The sequence below is a fragment of the Kibdelosporangium banguiense genome, assembly GCF_017876405.1.
GTDB lineage: Bacteria > Actinomycetota > Actinomycetes > Mycobacteriales > Pseudonocardiaceae > Kibdelosporangium > Kibdelosporangium banguiense.
The window spans coordinates 2122940-2140636 of the sequence record NZ_JAGINW010000001.1 but is presented as its reverse complement, the minus strand read 5'-3'; the positions used below and the strand labels follow the sequence as shown (position 1 = coordinate 2140636).

Sequence of the window (17697 nt, the reverse complement as noted above, 5' to 3'; positions counted from 1 at the left end):
ACGTCGTGTTAAGTAGGAAGACATACTGGCCGAGAATGGGCGGGAAGAAATGTCAAGCACAGGCAAAGCGATGGTAACGGGAATAATCCTGACCACCGCTCTCATTGTCGGCGCCTGTAGTTCGGGAGAGTCGCCAGTGGTCGCCGGCGTGCCCGGCTCGTCTGGGGCGCCGGCTGCCGCCGCCGAGGTCAAGGTTGACATCAGCCCTGGTGGGGACAATGTTCTGCCGACCACGCCGATCACCGTGAAGGCCTCCGGTGGCACGCTCGACACGGTGACGGTGACCAATTCGGCCAAGGGGACAAAAGTAAAGGGTTCCTTGTCCGATGACAAAACAACGTGGACTTCCAGTGAGTCGCTCGCCTATGCCGCCAGCTATGACGTGGTCGCCGGCACACTTGCCTCGGACGGCAAGAAAGGCGAGCAGAAGTCGACGGTGAAAACCCTCGCACCCAAGGCGACCGCGTTTCCGTCGTTCATTCCGGCACCCAGCGTCACCGACGTCGGCGTCGGTCAGCCGATCGTGGTCAAGTTCGACAAGGACATCACCGACAAGGCCGCGGCCGAGAAGGCGCTGACCGTCACCTCGACGCCGTCGCAGCCCGGCGGCTGGTACTGGCTGAGCAAGCGCGAGGTCCACTACCGGCCGCAGAACTACTGGCAGGCAGGCACGACGATCAAGGTGCACGCCGGTGTCTACGGGGTCGACCTCGGTGGCGGCGTCTTCGGCCAGACCGACCGGGACCTCACGCTGAAGGTGCACGACGCCTGGGTCGCCAAGGCCGACGGCAACACCGCGCAGATGCAGATCTTCCAGAACGGCAACCTGGTCAAGACGATGCCGATCAGCATGGGCAAGGACGCCACACCCACGCACCTCGGCGCGCATGTGATCTCCGACAAGCAGCGCGACTACACCATGGACTCGTGCACGTACGGCGTCTGTTCGGGTCCGCAGGCCTACAAGTCGCTCGAGCACTTCGCCGAGCGCATCTCCAACGACGGCGAGTTCGTCCACGAGAACCCCAACAGCGTTGGCGCGCAAGGAAACTCGAACGTCTCACACGGCTGCATCAACCTCAACGCGGCCAACGCCGAGTGGTTCTTCAACCACTTCGGGCTCGGTGACGTCGTCGAGGTGACCAATTCCGGTGGACCACAGCTGCCGGTCTGGGACACTTATGGGGACTGGGCCGTGTCGTGGGCCGACTGGCAGGCTGGTTCCGCGGTGAAGTGAGGTGGGGTCGTGCGAAAAGCACTGCTGGCAGGGCTGTTACTGCTTGCTGCCTGCTCTTCGCCACCGCCGCAACAGCCTCAGCCACCCCCGCCGGCTGAGGCTGTCATCGGCCAGACCGTCGTGCCGGGCACGAAGGCCCCGAGCGGGAACCTCGTGCCCAACGTCGTCGGAATGGACCACCAGGACGCCCAGAACGCGTTGCAGGCAGCCGGTTTCTACGTACTCGGCGAAGAGGACGCCACCGGCCGGAACCGCAAGCTGATCATCGACCACAACTGGGTGGTCGTCGAACAGATCCCCAAGGCCGGCACGGTCCTGGATCCCAAGCAGCGCATCACGTTGCGCTCGAAGAAGAAGGACGACTAGTCCGGCCGTCGGAGTAGATCACCAAGGTGTGGTCGGGCTGTTCGGCGAGATGGAACGCGGTGTACGCGAAGTCGATCACCGCGCCATCCGCGCGCCGTAGCCGTTTCCGGCCACCGCCCCTGGCCTGCACCTCGTAGTGCGGCCACCAGGCCCGGACCTCTGGGCTCGCTTCGTGCAGGTCTTCGAGGAGCCGGGTGAACCCGGCGTGACCGGGGTATCTGTCGGCGAGCGTGCGCAGCCGGGCCAGCAGGCCGCGCGCCTCCGGTTCCCAGTCGACCAGCACGTACCGGGCCACCGGTTCGGTGAACACCCAGCGCACGAAGTTCGCCGGCCGTGGGAAGTTCGGGAACAGGTCGTCAGTCGCCTGGTTGTGGCTGAGCACGTCGTAGCTGGCGCTGATGATGTACGCGGGATTCGACTGCAAAAGCATTGGTATGGCAGCAACTTCTGCCGTGAGCTGCTCTTCGGTCTCCGCTGCGGGCATGTGCCCGGCGAGATGGAACAGGTGGTCACGCTCGTGCCGGTCGAGCCGCAACGCGCCGGCGAGCGCTGTCAGCACCTGGTCGGACGCTCGGACGTCCCGGCCCTGCTCCAGGTACGTGTACCAGGTGGCACTGATCCCGGCGAGCAATGCCAGCTCCTCCCGGCGCAGGCCCGGTGTACGGCGCCGGCCGGTCTGCGGGAGGCCTGCCTCAGCCGGTGTGATCCGTTCCCGGCGGCTGCGCAGGAAGGCGCCGAGTTCGTGCCGCTGACTCGACATGACATCTCCAGTTCCAGAATAAACCGGCTCTGGATACCAGGCTAAGCCGTCGTCAAGCTGGAGCCATGTCAGGAATCGAAGGCAAAGTCGTGGCGATCACGGGCGCCAGCAGCGGCATCGGCGAAGCGACCGCGTTGCTGCTCGCCGAACGGGGCGCGCGGCTGGTGCTCGGAGCGCGCCGGGCAGACCGTCTCGCAGGTCTGGCGGCCCGGATGGAACAGGCCGTGTACACCACCACGGACGTGACCCGGCGTGAAGATCTGCACGCCCTGGTCACGCTGGCGCAGGACCGGTTCGGCCGGCTCGACGTGCTGATCAGCAACGCCGGAGCAGGCCCGATCTCACCGCTGGACGACCTGCGTGTCGACGAGTGGGACCAGATGGTCGACGTGAACATCAAAGGGTTGTTGCACGCGATCGCGGCCGCGCTGCCGGTGTTCCGCGCGCAAGGCTCGGGACACTTCGTCACCACAGCGTCGACGGCTGCGTTCCGCATCGCCCCGGCCATGGCGGTCTACGCAGGCACGAAGCAGGCCGTCCGCGCGATCTGTGAGGGCCTGCGCCAGGAAGCCGGTGACTCGTTGCGGGTGACCACGGTTTCGCCCGGCTTCGTCCGGACCGCCTTCGCCGAAGCGTCCGCCAACCCGGCAATCCGGTCGCAGATCACCGAAGCCAGAGACCGGATTGCGATCCCGGCGGACGCGATCGCCCGGGCTGTCGCCTACGCGATCGAGCAGCCCGCGGATGTCGACGTCAACGAACTCGTCGTCCGGCCGACCGCACAGAGCTAGGAGCTCATCAGGCCGGTCTTCCACGCCCACGCGGCGACCTCGACCCGGTTGCGGGCGTCGATCTTCGCTTGCACAGCAGCCAGATGCGTCTTCACGGTCGACAGCGACATGAAGAGCTCGTTGCCGATCTCGGTGTTGGTCAGGCCGCGGGCGACCGCCCGCACCACATCCTGCTCCCGTTCGGTGAGCGCGACATCCGTGGACACAGGGGACTTGCTGGCGGGCATCGCGAAATGCTGCAGCAGCCGCACGGTGATCTGCGGGGAGATCAACGCGTCGCCGCGGACCGCCGCGCGGACGGCTTCGAGCAGCAGTGCGGGGCCGGCGTCCTTGAGCAGGAAACCGCTGGCGCCGTTGGCGAGCGCGGTGTGCACGTATTCGTCGAGGTCGAACGTGGTCACCACGACCACCTTCAGCGGATCGGCCACGCCCGGCCCGGCGAGCATCCTGGTCACTTCCAGCCCGTCGATGCCGGGCATCCGGATGTCGAGCAGGCAGACGTCCGGCCGCAGCTCACGGGCCTTGGCCACGGCCGCGCGGCCGTCCGGCACGTCGGCCACGACCTCGATGTCGTCCTGGGTCTCCAGGATCATCCGGAAGCCGGCCCGGACCATCTCCTGGTCGTCGGCGATGAGCACGCGGATCGTCACGTGACGGTGTCCTCTTCTTGTATCGGCAGCCACGCGTCGACCTGCCAGCCCACCGGTTCGGCCGGGCCGGCGGCGAACCGGCCGCCGAGCAGTTCGACGCGTTCCCGCATTCCGACCAGACCGTAGCCGCCCGATCCGCCGACTGGGTCAGTGCGTCGCCCGGTGCCGTCGTCGGTGACCCGCACGTGCAGTTCCGAGCTGGTCGTCCGCACCTCCACCAGCACCGATCGTGCGCCGAGCGCGTGCTTGCCGACGTTGGTCAGCGACTCCTGCACCACCCGCAGCACCGACCTGCCGACCTCCTGCGGCACGACGTCAGGCACGTTCAGGCTGAGTCTGACCGGTGGCCCGGAGAAGTTCTCCACGACCGCTTTCAGGTCGGCGGTCAGGTCCGTGGTGGCCTGCTCGGTGGCCTGCGACGTGCCGGCTGGTTTCGCGCCCCGCATGCTGGCGACCAGGAATCGCATGGCCTTGAGCGCTTCGACGCCACTGGTCTCGATCTTCGCCAGGGCCTGCACGGCGATCTGCGGATCCCGGTCGGAGACCAGCCGCGCCGCCTGTGCCTGTACGACGATGCCGGTCACATGGTGCGCGACGACGTCGTGCAGCTCACGCGCCAAGGCGAGCCGCTCGCTCTGCTGTGCGCCCGTCACGGCTGAGCGCACCGACTGGGTCCGTTCCCGGTCACGCGACCGGAAGTAAAGGCCGGTCGCGACCGCCACGATCAGCAGGATGACCAGATAGAGCCCGAAACTCGAGAGCCGGTCGCCGCCGGAGTCCGGCGCGCTCAGGGCCCGCAACTGCAAGGCGAGCACGTTGGCCAGCGACAGCGCGCCCGTGCTCAGCCCGGCCGGCCATTTCGGTCCCCACCGGATGACAAACGCGATCAGCGCCATGCTCGCAGCGATCTCAGTGAGGACAACTGGCGCTCCGCTTTGGGAACTGGGGAGAACGCCGCCGGTCACGAACAGCACAAACGGTGACAGCGCCACACCTGTCGTGGCCACGAGCGTCATGCTGACCGGCGCGCGTGGCGCGAAGAACGCACACACCGAGGCGATCAACGCGCCGAACAGGGCGAAAATGTGCGTTCTGCTGGAGTTGGCGCCGATCTGCAGGTCGAGGAACATCATCATGGCCAGCGCCGCAGCCAGCGGCCACTGCCTGCGGACCAGGTTGCCCAGTTCGGTCTCGGTCCGCCTGCCGCTCACCCCGCGCAGATAGACGCCGATCAACACCGAGACGACCAGCATCAGCAGGCCCACCTGCAGCGACCGGAACTCCGACAGCGAACTCCACTTGCCGGTCCGGAAGTGCAACGCGAACAGGGTCGCGCCGACAAGCATCGTCGTACAGAAGGTTGACACCAGCGGCTTGCACCGCCACACCACGAACACCACCAGCGCGACGCCGGCGGCCATCTCGGTCAGCAGCAGATCGTTGATACCGAGCGACCGGGGCACGGTATCGAGCTTCCGGATCAGAAACGTGGACCCGACCAGTGTGAACGCCCCGGCGATCGCGCCTTCGGCAGGTTTCTGCGCGCCGAGCAGGCCGCACACCCCCATCAACGCCGCCCCGGGCAACGCCCCCAGCGCGCCTCGCCCGTTGTCCAACGACGCCAGCGTGTCGATGAGCAGGGACAACGCGAGCAACGTGAGCAGCCAGCGGTTGGTCCGCGGCAGGATAGGGGGCACCGTCACAGGATGAAAGCTTCTCACCCCTAGGGGCGATCCGCCTCGGTCAACCGGCGCTCCCGCCTCAGCCGATCGGCTGGCCGTCGCCGCAGCCCCCGTCCGGATCCTAGGCCCTGAGCTGCGAAATCCCAGGTCATGGCTCTTCGGCCGATTCGGAATGGGGTCCTGGCGAGCCACTCTGGTGTCACGTCCAAACGACCTGAGACCAGAGGAGATCGAGATGCTGACGCTGGTGCTGACCTGGGCCGGGATTGTCCTCGGAACCACGTTGCTGCTGCTGATGGCGCTGGGCCCGGTGATCGTGGAGATGGACAGCCGGGTTGTGCAGCGCCGCCGCAACCGTCGCCGTGCCAAGGCCGCCGCTGCGACCGCGACGAAGGCCGCGCACGTCTGACGTGGTAGATCAGGGACATGAGTCTTGACGAGATCCGGTCGCGGTTGCGGCAGTTCGCCGCGGCCAGGGACTGGGAACAGTTCCACACGCCGAAGAACCTCGCCATGGCGCTGTCCGGTGAAGTGGGCGAACTGACCGCCCTGTTCCAGTGGCTGACTCCCGAGCAGTCCGTCGTCGCCACGCACGACCCGGACCGGGCGGCCAAGATCGAGGACGAACTCGCCGACGTCCTGCTCTACCTCGTCCAGCTCGCCGACGTACTCGGCGTCGACCTGCTCGCCGCGGGCGAAGCCAAGATCGCCCGCAACGAAACGCGGTTCCCGGTCAGTCCTTCGTGACGACCTTGCGCAGCCGGGTCAGCGCCCTGTGCTGCGCCACCCGGATCGCACCCGGCGTGGACCCCATCACGTCCGCGACCTCCTCCGCGGACAAGCCGACCACCAGGCGCAGCACCAGGATCTCGTGCTGCCGCGGCGACAGCACCTTGCGCAGCAACTGCTCCATGCGGCTGGTCAACTCGAACTGCAGCGCGTGCTGCTCCGGCGTCGCCTCCGGGCTGGCCACGTCGGGGATCTCCGGTACGGGCAGGGCAGTCGCGACGCGCGCCGCGTTACGACGCGCGTCGGCGACCTTGTGACCTGCGATGCCGTACACAAATGCCAGGAATGGCCGTCCTTGATTGCGGTAGCCAGGCAAGGCCCGGAACAACGCCAGCAGCACCTCTTGCGCCACATCGTCGACCGAGATCGCGGTTCGGTGCCCCCCGATCCGTGCCTGGCAGTACCGCAAAACCAAGGGCCGTACATAACTCAACAGCCATTCCGTTGCGGCCGTGTCCCCCGACACGGCCGCCTCGACCACGGCGTTCAGCACAATCTCGTCCACGGGCTCCCCAGACCGTGACCTGTTGTCCGGTCGTACGCTTACGCGCTCCGCCAACGCACTTACGGACATTCGTGCCTCCTCGCCGCGGGCCTCCCCATATGCACAGGAGTGCGCGGAGGCACGTCAGATACGAGGTGTTAGGGGGAAATTCTTTCCGTGACCGAGTTGTCACCGAAGGCGAAAATCCGGTAGCGCACGCACATAACCTGGCTGTGTGAACGCAACCGTCATCCGCGGCTCGAACGTGGACATCCGACTCTGGACTCGGCCCGAGGAGGTCGAGCAGCAAGCCATGCGCCAACTGCACAACATTTCGGCGCTGCCATGGGCCTTCAAGCACATCGCAGTGATGCCGGACGTGCACTACGGCAAAGGCGCGACAGTCGGGTCCGTGATCGCCATGCGTGATGCGGTGTCGCCCGCCGCGGTCGGTGTGGACATCGGCTGCGGCATGGCGGCAGTACGCACCTCGCTGACAGCCTCGGACCTGCCCGACGATCTCAGCCGGCTCCGCTCGGAGATCGAGAAGGCAGTGCCGGTCGGCTTCGGAATGCACCGCTCCACGGCGTTCGACGTACGCGACGCCGCGGACTGGGACGCCTTCTGGAAGGGCTTCGACTCGCTCGCGGCCTCCGTGCAGCTCGACCGGGCTGTGCACCAGATGGGCACGCTCGGCGGTGGAAACCACTTCATCGAGGTCTGCCTGGACACCGGCGGCCAGGTCTGGGTGATGCTGCATTCAGGCTCGCGCGGCGTCGGCAACATCCTGGCGCAACACCACATCTCGGTCGCCCGCACGCTCGCGCACAACGCCGAGCTGCCCGATCCAGACCTAGCGGTGTTCCTCGCCAAGACGCCCGAAATGGCGGCGTACCGGCACGACCTGTACTGGGCCCAGGACTACGCGCGGCGCAACCGTGCCGTGATGCTGCGCCTCGTCTGCTCGGTCATCCGTGCGCAGTTCCCGCAGGTCCGCTACGAGGAGCCAATCTCCTGCCACCACAACTACGTGGCGGAGGAAACGCACTTCGGCACCGACGTGATGGTCACCCGCAAGGGAGCCATCCGCGCGGGCGCGGGCGACCTCGGCATCATCCCCGGCTCCATGGGCACCGGCTCGTACATCGTCCGCGGCCTGGGAAACCCCGACTCATTCCAGTCGGCCTCCCACGGAGCCGGCCGCCGCATGTCCCGCAACAAGGCCCGCAAGCAGTTCACCGAGGCAGACCTCGCCGCCCAGACCGCCGGCGTCGAATGCCGCAAGGACTCCGGCGTCGTCGACGAGATCCCCGCCGCCTACAAGGACATCGACCAGGTCATGGCCAACCAGTCAGACCTGGTGGAGATCGTCGCCAAACTGAAGCAGATCATCTGCGTGAAGGGCTGAAAACCGCGACGGAGCCAGACTCCGTCGCGGTTTTGCCGCTGGTACCGCCCTTGTCCGGCGCCTCACCCTCAACCCCAGCCGAGTTCGTGGAGTCTGTGGTCGTCGATGCCGAAGTGGTGGGCTATTTCGTGGATGACGGTCACCGCTACTTCTTCGACGACGTCTTCTTCGGTGTCGCAGATGGCGAGGATGGGCTGGCGGTAGATGCTGATTGTGTCCGGGAGGACGCCGCCGTAGCTGGAGGTTCGTTCGGTCAGGGCGATGCCGTGGTAGAGGCCGAGGATCGAGGGGGCCTCGGGGTTGAACTCCTCCACCAGCACCACAACGTTGTCCATGGCTTTGGCGAAGTTGGCGGGAACCAGGTCGAGTGCGTCGCTGACCAGCTCTTCGAAGCGGGTCCGCGACATCTCCACTGCCACTTCGTCACCCGCCGGGGGTGGTGGGTGTGGGGGGCACGGCTGCTGCTGCCGACTTGATGCTGCCGGTGACGGGGGCGAGGCCGGAGTTGTCGGGCAGGGGCGCGCCGACCTTGCAGACCGCCAGCTTCGAGCCGGCGTCCCAGCTTTCCTGTTTGCGGGTGTCCCAGGTCAGGGTCAGCTTCTTGTCCGCCAGGTTCAGGCCGCCCGAGTAGTCCGCCGCCAGTTTGGGGCACTGGTCGAGCATCGCGGTCTGTTGCTGCTCCTCCAGGGGGAAGCCGCCGTCCTTGAAGGTCTCGCCCAGGTCGATCACGCCCACGATCTCGTAGGCGTGCGCCTTCGTGCACTCGATGGGGTCGCCGACGTTCTTGTCCACCAGGGCCAGGCAGGTGCCTGCGTCGTAGACGTCCGACTGGTTCTGGTTCTTGGCCGAGTTCTTGGTCGGGACGAGTGCCTTGCCTGACGGCGCTGCCCGTTGCAGACCGCAACGGAACTTGCGGTCTCCGTCACGCCATTGCTCGTTGCTGGGCTTGAGGGCGCCCACGCTGTACTTCCCGAAGGGGTCGAGTTTGCCGCCCAAATAGGCCGCGGCGCCGTCGGTGCACCGCTTCTTGGCGATCTCCCGCCATGCCTCGTCGGTCGGGGAGGGGGCGCTCGCGTTGTACTCCGCGGCGATGTCGACGTCGCCGGTCACCTCGAACAAGTGGGGCGTCTCACAGGGGGTCTGACGCATGTCCGAGCCGTCAGGCGCCCAGTTCAGGCAGCTGCCCGGCGGTGCGGCGAAGGCGGCCTTGAGGTTCTCCGCTGCCTGGTCACCCGCGCTCGCGGTGACTTTGACCGGCCACGAGAACACCATGCTGAGGGTCAGAACCAGGAGCGCGCCGACGAACCCACCGGCCATCACCAGGCGGGTGCTCAAGGTTCGGTTGCGAGAACGAAACCACTGGGCGTTCGCTGACATCTATTCCATCATGCCGTACCGGACGGAGTGCCCTGACGTGTGTTGCGATCAGGACACCGAACAGGGCGCCAGGCGACACCTGGCCGGTCGGCGAATGTACTGTCCGCGATAGGGAGGGCCGGGATGACTGACAGCAATGACCACCCAGCCGACGACAACGGCCAGGAGCAGCCGAAGCAGCAGCCGCCCAAGCGCGGTGGCATGCGGTTTCAGGACGCCGACACGAGCGTGCCCCGTGAGCCGACGCTGGCCGAAAAACGAGCCATGCGCAAAGCGCTTGAGGAAGAGAGCGAGCAGGAACGCACCCTCGTCGCGGAGGCCGAGCGCAAGTCGTTGCGCAAACGCCGGGTGATGATCGGCGCCGGCGTGACGGTCGGGGTAGTGGCCACCGTCGCGGTCTGGTACTCCGCCGCGACTCCGGATGAGGTCAGCGCCTACTGCGTCGACGACGGCAACACGTTGACCACCGACGAGAACATCTGCTCTGACGACTACGTCAGGTCACAGGGCGGCTACAGCAGCGGCGGGTTCTTCTTCATCCCGATCGGTGGAGGCCAGACGCGCAGCTATCACTACAACTATGGCGGCACGGTCTCCAACGGCCGGGTGTCCGGCGGTACGACGACGGCGCCCAGCAGCGGCACGACGATCAAGAGCAGTTCGGGCAAGACGATTCAGCGCGGCGGCTTCGGTGTCAGCGGCGGTGGCAAGAGCGGCGGCAGCGGCGGAAGCGGAGGAAGCTGAGTGCACCGGGAGTCCTCGCGGCCACGGCGGGACTGGCAGAACAAGATCGCGGAGCAGGGCCTGGTGTTCGGCACGCCCGCACGGGACGGCCGCGGCAACAGCAGGCCCTACTGGGACGAGTCCGTGCACTACGTCTTCAGCATGGACGAGATCCTGTCGCTGGAAGCCGACGTCGAGCTGCTGCACTCGATGTGCCTGGAAGCGGTCGACACGGTCGTGACCACCGAGCGGTACAAGGATTTCGGCATTCCCGAGTGGGCGTGGCCGCACATCGCCGAGTCGTGGCGGCGGCACGATCCGCACGTCTACGGCCGGTTCGACCTGCGCTACGACGGCTCGGGCCCGGCGCGGCTGCTGGAGTACAACGCCGACACGCCGACGTCGCTGCTGGAAGCCGCGGTCGTGCAGTGGTTCTGGAAGACCGAGGCGTTCCCCGAGGACGACCAGTGGAACTCCATCCACGAGAAGCTGGTCGAACGCTGGGCCGAGATCGGCGATCGGCTGCCGTCCTCGGAGCTGCACTTCACGTGGTCCACGGCCGACCCGAGCGGCGAGGACCACGTCACCACGGCGTATCTGCAGGAGACCGCCGCGGAGGCCGGGCTGGACACGATCGGCCTGGCGATCGAGGAGATCGGCTGGCATCCGCTGCTCAAGCGGTTCGTCGATCTCGAAGAGGGCACGATGAACTGCGTCGTCAAGCTCTACCCGTGGGAATGGGTGGTCGACGAGGAGTTCGGCAAGAAGGCCGTGGAGAGCCTGCCGCAGACGCTCTGGATCGAGCCGCTGTGGAAGATGCTGCTGTCCAACAAGGCCCTGCTGGCCATCCTCTGGGAGATGTACCCGGGGCACCCGAACCTGCTGCCGGCGTTCCTGGACCAGCCGGGACTGCTCACCGAGTACGTCCGCAAGCCCCGGCTGGGCCGGGAGGGCGCCAACATCCAGATCGTGGCGCCTGGCTACGAGACCCAGACCGGCGGTGTGTACGGCCAGGAAGGCTTCGTCTACCAGGCGTTCGACCCCTTGCCGGAGTTCGACGGGTACCGCCCCGCGCTGGGTGCGTGGATCATCGGGGACTCGGCCGCCGGGCTGGGTATCCGGGAGACCGCGGGACTGGTCACCGACGATGGTGCGGCGTTTGTCCCCCATCGCATCCCGGAATCGTGATAATTCACCCACGACGACGTAGTCCACTTAGGCCGGAGGGACCCCGTGCACACTCACATCCTCGCGCTCGACCCTGATTTCGGCGCGCAGCTCGGCAGGGGGATCGGTGCCATCGCGTTGTACGCGATCATCGGCCTCGTGCTGATCCTCGCCGGTTTCTACGCCATCGACTGGACCACGCCGGGCAAGCTGTCCGACCTGGTCCGCACCGGCAAGCCGAACGCCGTGCTGGTCACGTCGGCCGGTCTGGTCAGCATGGCGTTCATCATCGTCGTCGCGATCACCTCGTCGGCCAGTGACCTGACCGCGGGCCTGATCACGTCCCTGGTCTACGGCCTGATCGGGATCATCGTGCAGGTCGCTGCCGTGCGAATCCTGGAATGGGCGACCCGCATCGACATCGGCGAGATGATCCAGAGCGAGAAGTACTCCCCGGCGAGCGCCGTCGTGGCCTCCGCCCACGTTGCACTCGGTCTCGTGGTCGCGGTGGCCATCAGCTAGGCCGCTTGGCCGCGCTGGTCATTTACGCCTCGCAACGCGCCCGATATCGCCCCGGCCCCAGCGGCGAGCAGGTCACAGCGAAGAGATCGGTTGCGTGGGGCAAGTGGAAATGATCGGCTCCGGCGGCCGAGCGCGTCCGAGCGGAGCGAGGACCATCGACACAGTGGCCATCAGCTAATCCGTTTTCACCGACGACTACCCTTTCTGTGTGATTGACCTCAGGACACTTCGCGAAGACCCGGAGGCGGTGCGCGCGTCACAGCGCGCCCGCGGTGAAGACGAGCAGCTCGTTGACCAGCTGCTCTCTGCCGACGAGCGTCGCCGCAGTTCTGTGTCCCGGGCCGACACGTTGCGGGGTGAGCAGAAGGCGTTCGGCCGCCAGGTCGGCAAGGCCAAGGGCGAGGAGCGCGACGCGCTGCTGGTCAAGGGCAAGGAGATGGCTGCCGAGGTGAAGGCGGCCGAAGCGGAGCAGGCCGCGGCCGAGCAGGCCGTGACCGAGCTGCACCGCGCCATCCCCAACCTGGTCCACCCGGACGCCCCGGCCGGCGGCGAGGACGACTACGTCGTGCTCAAGCACGTCGGCGAGCCCAAGCCGTTCGACTTCGAGCCTGCCGACCACCTGGACCTGCTCAGCAAGCTGGGCGGGGTGGACATGGAGCGCGGCGCGAAGGTCTCCGGCTCGCGGTTCTACTTCCTCACCGGCGTGGGCGCGCTGCTCCAGCTCTCGCTGCTGAACCTGGCTGTCCAGCAGGCGGTCGCCAACGGCTTCCAGGTGATGATCACGCCTTCGCTGGTCCGCCCGGAGATCATGGCCGGCACGGGCTTCCTCGGCGCGCACGCGAGCGAGATCTACCGCCTGGCCGAGGACGATCTGTACCTGGTCGGTACGTCGGAGGTGCCGCTCGCGGGCTACCACGCCGACGAGATCCTCGACCTGTCAACGGGTCCGCGCCGGTATGCCGGCTGGTCCTCGTGCTACCGGCGGGAAGCCGGCTCGTACGGAAAGGACACTCGCGGCATCATCCGCGTGCACCAGTTCGACAAGGTCGAGATGTTCTCCTACTGCCGGCCCGAGGACGCCGAGGCCGAGCACGCCCGGCTGCTGGCGTGGGAGGAGCAGATGCTCGCCAAGATCGACGTGCCGTACCGGGTGATCGACACGGCCGCCGGTGACCTGGGCACGAGCGCCTCCCGCAAGTTCGACTGCGAGGCCTGGTTCCCGTCGCAGCAGGCGTACCGCGAGCTGACCTCGACCTCGAACTGCACCACCTTCCAGGCTCGTCGTCTCGGCATCCGCTACCGCGACGAGGACGGCAAACCGCAGGCCGCGGCGACGCTGAACGGCACGCTGGCGACCACTCGCTGGATCGTGGCGATCGTGGAGAACCACCAGCAGGCCGACGGTTCCGTTGTGGTGCCTGAGGCCTTGCGGCCCGGCTTGGGCGGCGTCGAGGTTCTCGAACCCCGCTAGGAGAGCTTGACCTGGTCCGCGACGTAGCGTGCGATCTCCAGCGCGCTCGTCGCGGCCGGGGACGGCGCGTTGAGCACGTGCACCTGGTTCGGTGCGGTCTCGATCAGGAAATCGTCCACAAGCGACCCGTCCGGCAGCAGTGCCTGGGCGCGGACACCGGCGGTGCAGCGAACCAGGTCGGACGCCTGCACGGCGGGGACGAGCCGAGCCAGGCTGGCGGCGAAACGCTTGCGGGACAACGACCTCAGCACTTCGTCCACGCCCGTGCGCCCGTACTTGCGGGCCAGCTTCCAGGTGCCGCGGAACCGGGCGGTCTCCAGAAGGTCCGAAGGCGACACGTCCCGCCACCGATATCCCTCACGCCGCAACGCAAGCACAGCATTCGGTCCGGCATGGACACTGCCGTCGAGCATCCGGGTCAGATGTACGCCGAGGAACGGCAAAGCCGCGTCCGGCACGGGATAAATCAAGCCACGCACCAGGTTGCGGCGATCCGGCCGGAGCTCGTAGTACTCGCCGCGGAACGGCACAATGCGGGCCCGCGGCGTCAAACCGGCCAGCCGCGCGACCCGGTCGCTCTGCAGCCCGGCGCAGTTCACCAGGGCATCAGCACGGATCACGTCCGACCCGGTCGCGACCTCGACGCCGCCGTTGCGGCCAGGGCGGATACCGAGCGCCGGAGTGGACAGTCGCAGATCCGCGCCCGCGGCCGAAAGAAGCCGGACAAGGGCGGTGCAGACCCCGGGGAAATCGATGATTCCGGTGCTGTGCACACGAAGCGCGGCGACACACGACACTTCGGGCTCGTAGGACCGGGCCTCGGCGGGGGAGATCAGCTTGGCGGGGACGCCGTTCTCTTTCGCCCGCGACGCGAGCACGTACAGCGCGGGTAACTCGTCCTCGGACGTCGCCACCACGAGTTTGCCGCACACCTCGACCGGAACCCCGTGGTCACGGGCGAAACCGATGATCGACTTGTTGCCCGCGACCGACATCCGGGCCTTGAACGAGCCCGGCTTGTAGTACAGCCCGGCGTGTACGACGTTGCTGTTGTTGCCTGTCTGGTGCGCGGCCCAGTGGTCTTCCTTCTCCAGGACCGTGACCTGGTTGCCGCGGGTGGTCAGTTCCCGCGCGACCGCCAGCCCGACGATCCCGCCCCCGAGGACAACCGCATGAGCCATCAGGCAGCGCGCGAACGGCGGTGGTGCTTACGGACCTTGAACAGCCCGATGAACATCGTGAAGATGTCGTTGAGGCGGATCCGGCTGCTGTGCGCCATGTGCGCCTCCGACAGCACGACCGGGACCTCGACGGTCCGGATCCCGCTCTTCTCGGCCAGGTAGACCAGCTCGGTGGTCATCAGGAAGCCCGGCTCGTTCAGCCTTGGCGCCACGCCGCGGGCCCACTTGCCGTCCAGCGCGAACGTGCCCTGCGGGTCGCGGGTGCGCATGCCCAGGATCACCCAGCGGACGCTGAGGAAGCCGAACGTCAGGATCGCGCGCACCAGACCACGGCCGGCCTGCGACTCGGGGTGTCCCTTCGAGCCGATCACCACCGGGTGCTCGGCGTGGTCGATCTTCTCGGCCTTGTCCAGGTCGCCGAAGCCGAACGGCAGGTCGTCGGCACCGATGAAGATCCGTGCGCCGCGGCTCATCGAGATGCCGTGCTTGAGCGCGTTGCCCAGGCCCTTGGCGCTCTGCAGCACGCGCAGCCGGACATCGCCATGGTCCCAATTGGTCTCGACCTGGCGCAGCAGCTCGAGGGTGTTGTCCGACGACCCGTTCTCCACGACCACGATCTCGGCCTTCTTGCCGGCCAGGTGGTCGCGCAGCTCCTTGAGGGTGCCCTCGATCATCTGCCCGCTGTTGTGCGCGGGGACGATGTAGGTCAGCTGGACGTCGTCGGTGCCCATCGAAACTCCCTGCGAGCTGTTCGGTGTGAGGCGACACGGCACAGTACCGGGTGCCCGGGAGAGGCCCTCCCGGGCACCCGGGCTGTTACTGACCGTTGTTGGCCGAAGCCGAGGCCTGGTCGATCGCGCGGTGCGCGGGCAGGATGGCGTCCCGCTCGGCCTTGACCTCGTCCGAACCGGCGCCGGCTTCCAGCAGGTTGAGGAAGTGGTCCAGCTGCGGGGCCAGCGGCTCGCCGCCCGGCATCAGGGTCGGGATCTCGATGATCGTCTGCTGCTTGTAGCCCACGCCGTCGCGGGCCGGCTCGTGCTCGACGTGCCGGTAGACGGTGATGTCGCGGCGCAGCAGGTCGATCTCGGTGAGCCGGTCAACCTCCAGCACGTGCAGCTGACGGACCTTGCGCTGGCTGATCCGGCTGGCCGAGATGGTCGCCAGCGCGCCGTTCGGGAACGACATCGTGGCGTCGGCGCTGTCCTCGGAGTGGTTGGTGCGCGACTCCTGGTGGAAGTAGCCGAACGAGCCCTTGACCGCGTTGGGCACCTCGCCGAGGAACCGGATCGCCAGGTCCACGTCGTGGATCAGCAGGTCGGTGGCCACACCGGTCTTGATCCGCGGCACGAACGGCGAGTGCCGCACGGCGTGGATCTGGGCGATGTCGCTGACGAACTGGCGCGCGGTCATCACGGCCGGGTTGAACCGCTCGAGGAAGCCGCAGACCAGCGGCAGCCCGCGCTTGTCGGACTCCTCGACCAGCTCCTCGGACTGCGAGTACGTCGGCGTGATCGGCTTCTCGATCAGCAGCGGCTTGCCGAGCTCCATGACGCGCTTGGCGATGTCGTAGTGCGCCTCGGTGGCCGCGGCGACGACGACGGCGTCGATGTCGTTGAGCTCGTCGAGCTCCGGCACCCACTCGACGTCCCACTTCGCGGCGACCGAGCGGCCGGTCTCCTCGTTCTTCTCGATCAGCCGCGTGAAGTTCGCCCGCGGGGACTGGGCGAGGACACGGGCGTGCAGCGAACCCATCCGGCCGGAGCCGACGAGCGCGATCCGGGGCTGTGCGGTCATGCGCCCAGCACCTCCCGGATGCCGTCGACGATGGTCTCCAGCTCGGTCTCGGTCAGCTTCGGGTGCACCGGCAGCGACAGCACCTGCGAGGCGACCTGGGTGGCCACCGGCACGTCGGAGGCGATCACCTTCGGGTTGTCGCGGTAGCAGTCGTAGTCGAAGACGACCTTCGGGTAGTAGATCCCGTTGCCGATGCCCTTTTCGAGCAGCTTGGCGGAGAACTCCTCGCGGGTGATCGGGGCGTCCTCGGTGACCCGCACGGTGTACTGGTGCCACACGTGGGTACGGCCCGGGAGCACGGCCGGCAGCTCCAGGCCGGGCAGCCCGGCGAGGCCCTTGCCCAGGACCTCCGCGTTGCGCTGACGGGCCTCGGTGATCTGTGCCAGCTTCTCCAGCTGCGGGATGCCCACAGCCGCGTGCAGGTCGGTGAGCCGGTAGTTGTGGCCGGCCATCTCGTACTGGTAGCGCGCACGCATGCCCTGGTTCCGCAGCACGCGCAGACGGTCGGCCAGCGCGGCGTCGGAGGTCGTGATCACGCCGCCCTCGGCGGTGGTGATGTTCTTGGTCGCATACAGCGAGAAGCAGCCCAGGCCGTAACTACCGGCGGCCTTGCCGTCCAGCGTCGCGCCCACAGCCTGCGCGGCGTCCTCCACCACGGCCAGCCCGTGCTGCTCGGCGAGCGGCATGAGCTTGGTCATGTCGGCCATCTGGCCGTACAGGTGCACCGGCATGAGGACCTTGGTACGCGGGCCGACAGCGGCGGCCACGGCGTCCGGGTCGATGTTGAAGTCCTCGGTGCGGATGTCGGCGAACCGCACCGACGCACCGGCCTCCAGGATCGCGTTCAGCGTCGCCACGAAGGTGAACGGCGAGGTGATGACCTCGTCACCCGGCTGCAGGTCCAGAACCTCGATCGAGGCCACCAGTGCGGTCGTGCCACTGTTCACGGCGACCGCGTGCTCAACCCCCGCGACCTCAGCGAACGCGTCTTCGAAACGCTTGACCATCGGGCCTTGCGCGATGACGCCGGAGCGAAGGACTTCCAGTACGTATGGTTCGGCGTCGGCGACGTCGACCACGGTGATAGGGATCATTCTCCATCTTCCGATTGAGGCTGGTCGTCCCCTGTTGGTGGACGTGCCTGAGCGAACTTCGAAGGCAGGCTACCTGCACATGACGGTGGCGTTGCCAGACGGTCCGGCACCCGCCTGTACCCTGAATGCGCCTAGCCGATGCCCGACGGTCGCTGTGCAACCTTTCCGGCCGTACAGGCGTCCTACCTAAGTCCACAAAGG

At 67.3% G+C, this 17697-nt stretch carries 20 protein-coding genes; 10 read left to right on the top strand and 10 right to left on the bottom strand.

Annotated elements, in window-relative coordinates; genetic code table 11:
• Window positions 1–49: 49 nt before the first annotated feature.
• Window positions 50–1237, top strand: a complete 1188-nt coding sequence (locus JOF56_RS10235; RefSeq protein WP_443667617.1) for a L,D-transpeptidase — start codon at window positions 50–52, stop codon at window positions 1235–1237.
• Window positions 1238–1246: 9 nt separating this feature from the next.
• A complete protein-coding gene (locus JOF56_RS57820) occupies window positions 1247–1603 on the top strand; it encodes a PASTA domain-containing protein (RefSeq protein ID WP_307855018.1) in 357 nt (118 codons plus the stop codon).
• Here JOF56_RS57820 and JOF56_RS10225 read toward each other — a convergent pair.
• The gene (locus JOF56_RS10225; protein ID WP_209636686.1) at window positions 1572–2363 is read right to left on the bottom strand and encodes a helix-turn-helix transcriptional regulator; all 792 of its coding nucleotides are present in this window, start codon (window positions 2361–2363) and stop codon (window positions 1572–1574) included. The two genes, JOF56_RS57820 and JOF56_RS10225, sit on opposite strands and share 32 nt — an antisense overlap.
• Before the next feature lie 65 nt (window positions 2364–2428).
• Here JOF56_RS10225 and JOF56_RS10220 point away from each other — a divergent pair, with 65 nt between their 5' ends.
• A complete protein-coding gene (locus tag JOF56_RS10220; RefSeq protein ID WP_209636684.1) occupies window positions 2429–3154 on the top strand; it encodes an SDR family oxidoreductase in 726 nt (241 codons plus the stop codon).
• On the opposite strand, the gene JOF56_RS10215 is transcribed toward JOF56_RS10220, so the two are convergent.
• On the bottom strand, window positions 3151–3804 hold the full coding sequence (locus tag JOF56_RS10215; protein WP_209636682.1) for a response regulator: 654 nt from the start codon (window positions 3802–3804) through the stop codon (window positions 3151–3153). The genes JOF56_RS10220 and JOF56_RS10215 overlap by 4 nt on opposite strands.
• On the bottom strand, window positions 3801–5507 hold the full coding sequence (locus JOF56_RS60040; protein WP_209636680.1) for a sensor histidine kinase: 1707 nt from the start codon (window positions 5505–5507) through the stop codon (window positions 3801–3803). Before JOF56_RS60040 ends, JOF56_RS10215 begins: the two co-directional genes overlap by 4 nt.
• Before the next feature lie 214 nt (window positions 5508–5721).
• Between JOF56_RS60040 and JOF56_RS10205 the strand changes: the two genes are divergently transcribed.
• Complete coding sequence (locus JOF56_RS10205; RefSeq protein WP_209636678.1) at window positions 5722–5895, top strand: hypothetical protein; 174 nt, start codon at window positions 5722–5724, stop codon at window positions 5893–5895.
• 17 nt (window positions 5896–5912) lie between these two features.
• Window positions 5913–6233, top strand: coding sequence for a nucleotide pyrophosphohydrolase (locus JOF56_RS10200; protein WP_209636676.1), 321 nt, complete (start codon window positions 5913–5915; stop codon window positions 6231–6233).
• Here JOF56_RS10200 and shbA read toward each other — a convergent pair.
• Entirely contained in the window at window positions 6220–6780 is a 561-nt protein-coding gene (gene shbA / locus JOF56_RS10195) for an RNA polymerase sigma factor ShbA (protein WP_307855017.1), read from the bottom strand. The genes JOF56_RS10200 and shbA overlap by 14 nt on opposite strands.
• Before the next feature lie 214 nt (window positions 6781–6994).
• Here shbA and JOF56_RS10190 point away from each other — a divergent pair, with 214 nt between their 5' ends.
• Complete coding sequence (locus tag JOF56_RS10190; protein ID WP_504739835.1) at window positions 6995–8167, top strand: RtcB family protein; 1173 nt, start codon at window positions 6995–6997, stop codon at window positions 8165–8167.
• A 68-nt stretch (window positions 8168–8235) separates the two neighbouring features.
• On the opposite strand, the gene JOF56_RS10185 is transcribed toward JOF56_RS10190, so the two are convergent.
• Both JOF56_RS10185 and JOF56_RS10180 read right to left on the bottom strand, forming a co-directional pair.
• Window positions 8236–8586, bottom strand: a complete 351-nt coding sequence (locus tag JOF56_RS10185; RefSeq protein WP_209636672.1) for a metallopeptidase family protein — start codon at window positions 8584–8586, stop codon at window positions 8236–8238.
• 4 nt (window positions 8587–8590) lie between these two features.
• The gene (locus JOF56_RS10180; protein WP_209636670.1) at window positions 8591–9544 is read right to left on the bottom strand and encodes a septum formation family protein; all 954 of its coding nucleotides are present in this window, start codon (window positions 9542–9544) and stop codon (window positions 8591–8593) included.
• 123 nt (window positions 9545–9667) lie between these two features.
• Here JOF56_RS10180 and JOF56_RS10175 point away from each other — a divergent pair, with 123 nt between their 5' ends.
• From JOF56_RS10175 to serS, 4 genes are all read left to right on the top strand, one after another.
• Window positions 9668–10288 (top strand): hypothetical protein, encoded by a 621-nt coding sequence (locus JOF56_RS10175; RefSeq protein ID WP_307855016.1) that lies wholly within the window; start codon window positions 9668–9670, stop codon window positions 10286–10288.
• Window positions 10289–11455 (top strand): glutathionylspermidine synthase family protein, encoded by a 1167-nt coding sequence (locus JOF56_RS10170; RefSeq protein ID WP_209636668.1) that lies wholly within the window; start codon window positions 10289–10291, stop codon window positions 11453–11455. It abuts the gene before it with no gap.
• 45 nt (window positions 11456–11500) lie between these two features.
• Window positions 11501–11956 carry a DUF350 domain-containing protein gene (locus tag JOF56_RS10165; protein WP_209636666.1) on the top strand — a complete coding sequence of 152 codons (456 nt, stop codon included), beginning with the start codon at window positions 11501–11503 and terminating at the stop codon, window positions 11954–11956.
• A gap of 208 nt (window positions 11957–12164) precedes the next feature.
• The gene (gene serS, locus JOF56_RS10160) at window positions 12165–13427 is read left to right on the top strand and encodes a serine--tRNA ligase (RefSeq protein WP_209636664.1); all 1263 of its coding nucleotides are present in this window, start codon (window positions 12165–12167) and stop codon (window positions 13425–13427) included.
• Here serS and lhgD read toward each other — a convergent pair.
• The 4 genes from lhgD to JOF56_RS10140 all read right to left on the bottom strand — a co-directional run bounded on the left by lhgD (window position 13424) and on the right by JOF56_RS10140 (window position 17496).
• The gene (gene lhgD / locus JOF56_RS10155; RefSeq protein WP_209636662.1) at window positions 13424–14608 is read right to left on the bottom strand and encodes an L-2-hydroxyglutarate dehydrogenase; all 1185 of its coding nucleotides are present in this window, start codon (window positions 14606–14608) and stop codon (window positions 13424–13426) included. The genes serS and lhgD overlap by 4 nt on opposite strands.
• Window positions 14608–15339: a glycosyltransferase gene (locus JOF56_RS10150; protein WP_209636660.1), complete on the bottom strand. Its 732-nt coding sequence runs from the start codon at window positions 15337–15339 to the stop codon at window positions 14608–14610. Before JOF56_RS10150 ends, lhgD begins: the two co-directional genes overlap by 1 nt.
• Window positions 15340–15424: 85 nt before the next feature.
• On the bottom strand, window positions 15425–16402 hold the full coding sequence (locus JOF56_RS10145; protein ID WP_209636658.1) for a Gfo/Idh/MocA family protein: 978 nt from the start codon (window positions 16400–16402) through the stop codon (window positions 15425–15427).
• On the bottom strand, window positions 16399–17496 hold the full coding sequence (locus JOF56_RS10140; RefSeq protein WP_209636656.1) for a DegT/DnrJ/EryC1/StrS family aminotransferase: 1098 nt from the start codon (window positions 17494–17496) through the stop codon (window positions 16399–16401). Before JOF56_RS10140 ends, JOF56_RS10145 begins: the two co-directional genes overlap by 4 nt.
• Between the last annotated feature and the right edge of the window lie 201 nt (window positions 17497–17697).

Coding starts and splice junctions, on each gene's coding strand:
- JOF56_RS10225 (WP_209636686.1), bottom strand. CDS start 2,363: ATGTCGAGTCAGCGGCACGAACTCGGCGCCTTCCTGCGCAGCCGCCGG.
- JOF56_RS10200 (WP_209636676.1), top strand. CDS start 5,913: ATGAGTCTTGACGAGATCCGGTCGCGGTTGCGGCAGTTCGCCGCGGCC.
- JOF56_RS10205 (WP_209636678.1), top strand. CDS start 5,722: ATGCTGACGCTGGTGCTGACCTGGGCCGGGATTGTCCTCGGAACCACG.
- lhgD (WP_209636662.1), bottom strand. CDS start 14,608: ATGGCTCATGCGGTTGTCCTCGGGGGCGGGATCGTCGGGCTGGCGGTC.
- JOF56_RS10220 (WP_209636684.1), top strand. CDS start 2,429: ATGTCAGGAATCGAAGGCAAAGTCGTGGCGATCACGGGCGCCAGCAGC.
- JOF56_RS10235 (WP_443667617.1), top strand. CDS start 50: ATGTCAAGCACAGGCAAAGCGATGGTAACGGGAATAATCCTGACCACC.
- JOF56_RS10140 (WP_209636656.1), bottom strand. CDS start 17,496: ATGATCCCTATCACCGTGGTCGACGTCGCCGACGCCGAACCATACGTA.
- JOF56_RS10180 (WP_209636670.1), bottom strand. CDS start 9,544: ATGTCAGCGAACGCCCAGTGGTTTCGTTCTCGCAACCGAACCTTGAGC.
- JOF56_RS10150 (WP_209636660.1), bottom strand. CDS start 15,339: ATGGGCACCGACGACGTCCAGCTGACCTACATCGTCCCCGCGCACAAC.
- JOF56_RS10175 (WP_307855016.1), top strand. CDS start 9,668: ATGACTGACAGCAATGACCACCCAGCCGACGACAACGGCCAGGAGCAG.
- JOF56_RS10145 (WP_209636658.1), bottom strand. CDS start 16,402: ATGACCGCACAGCCCCGGATCGCGCTCGTCGGCTCCGGCCGGATGGGT.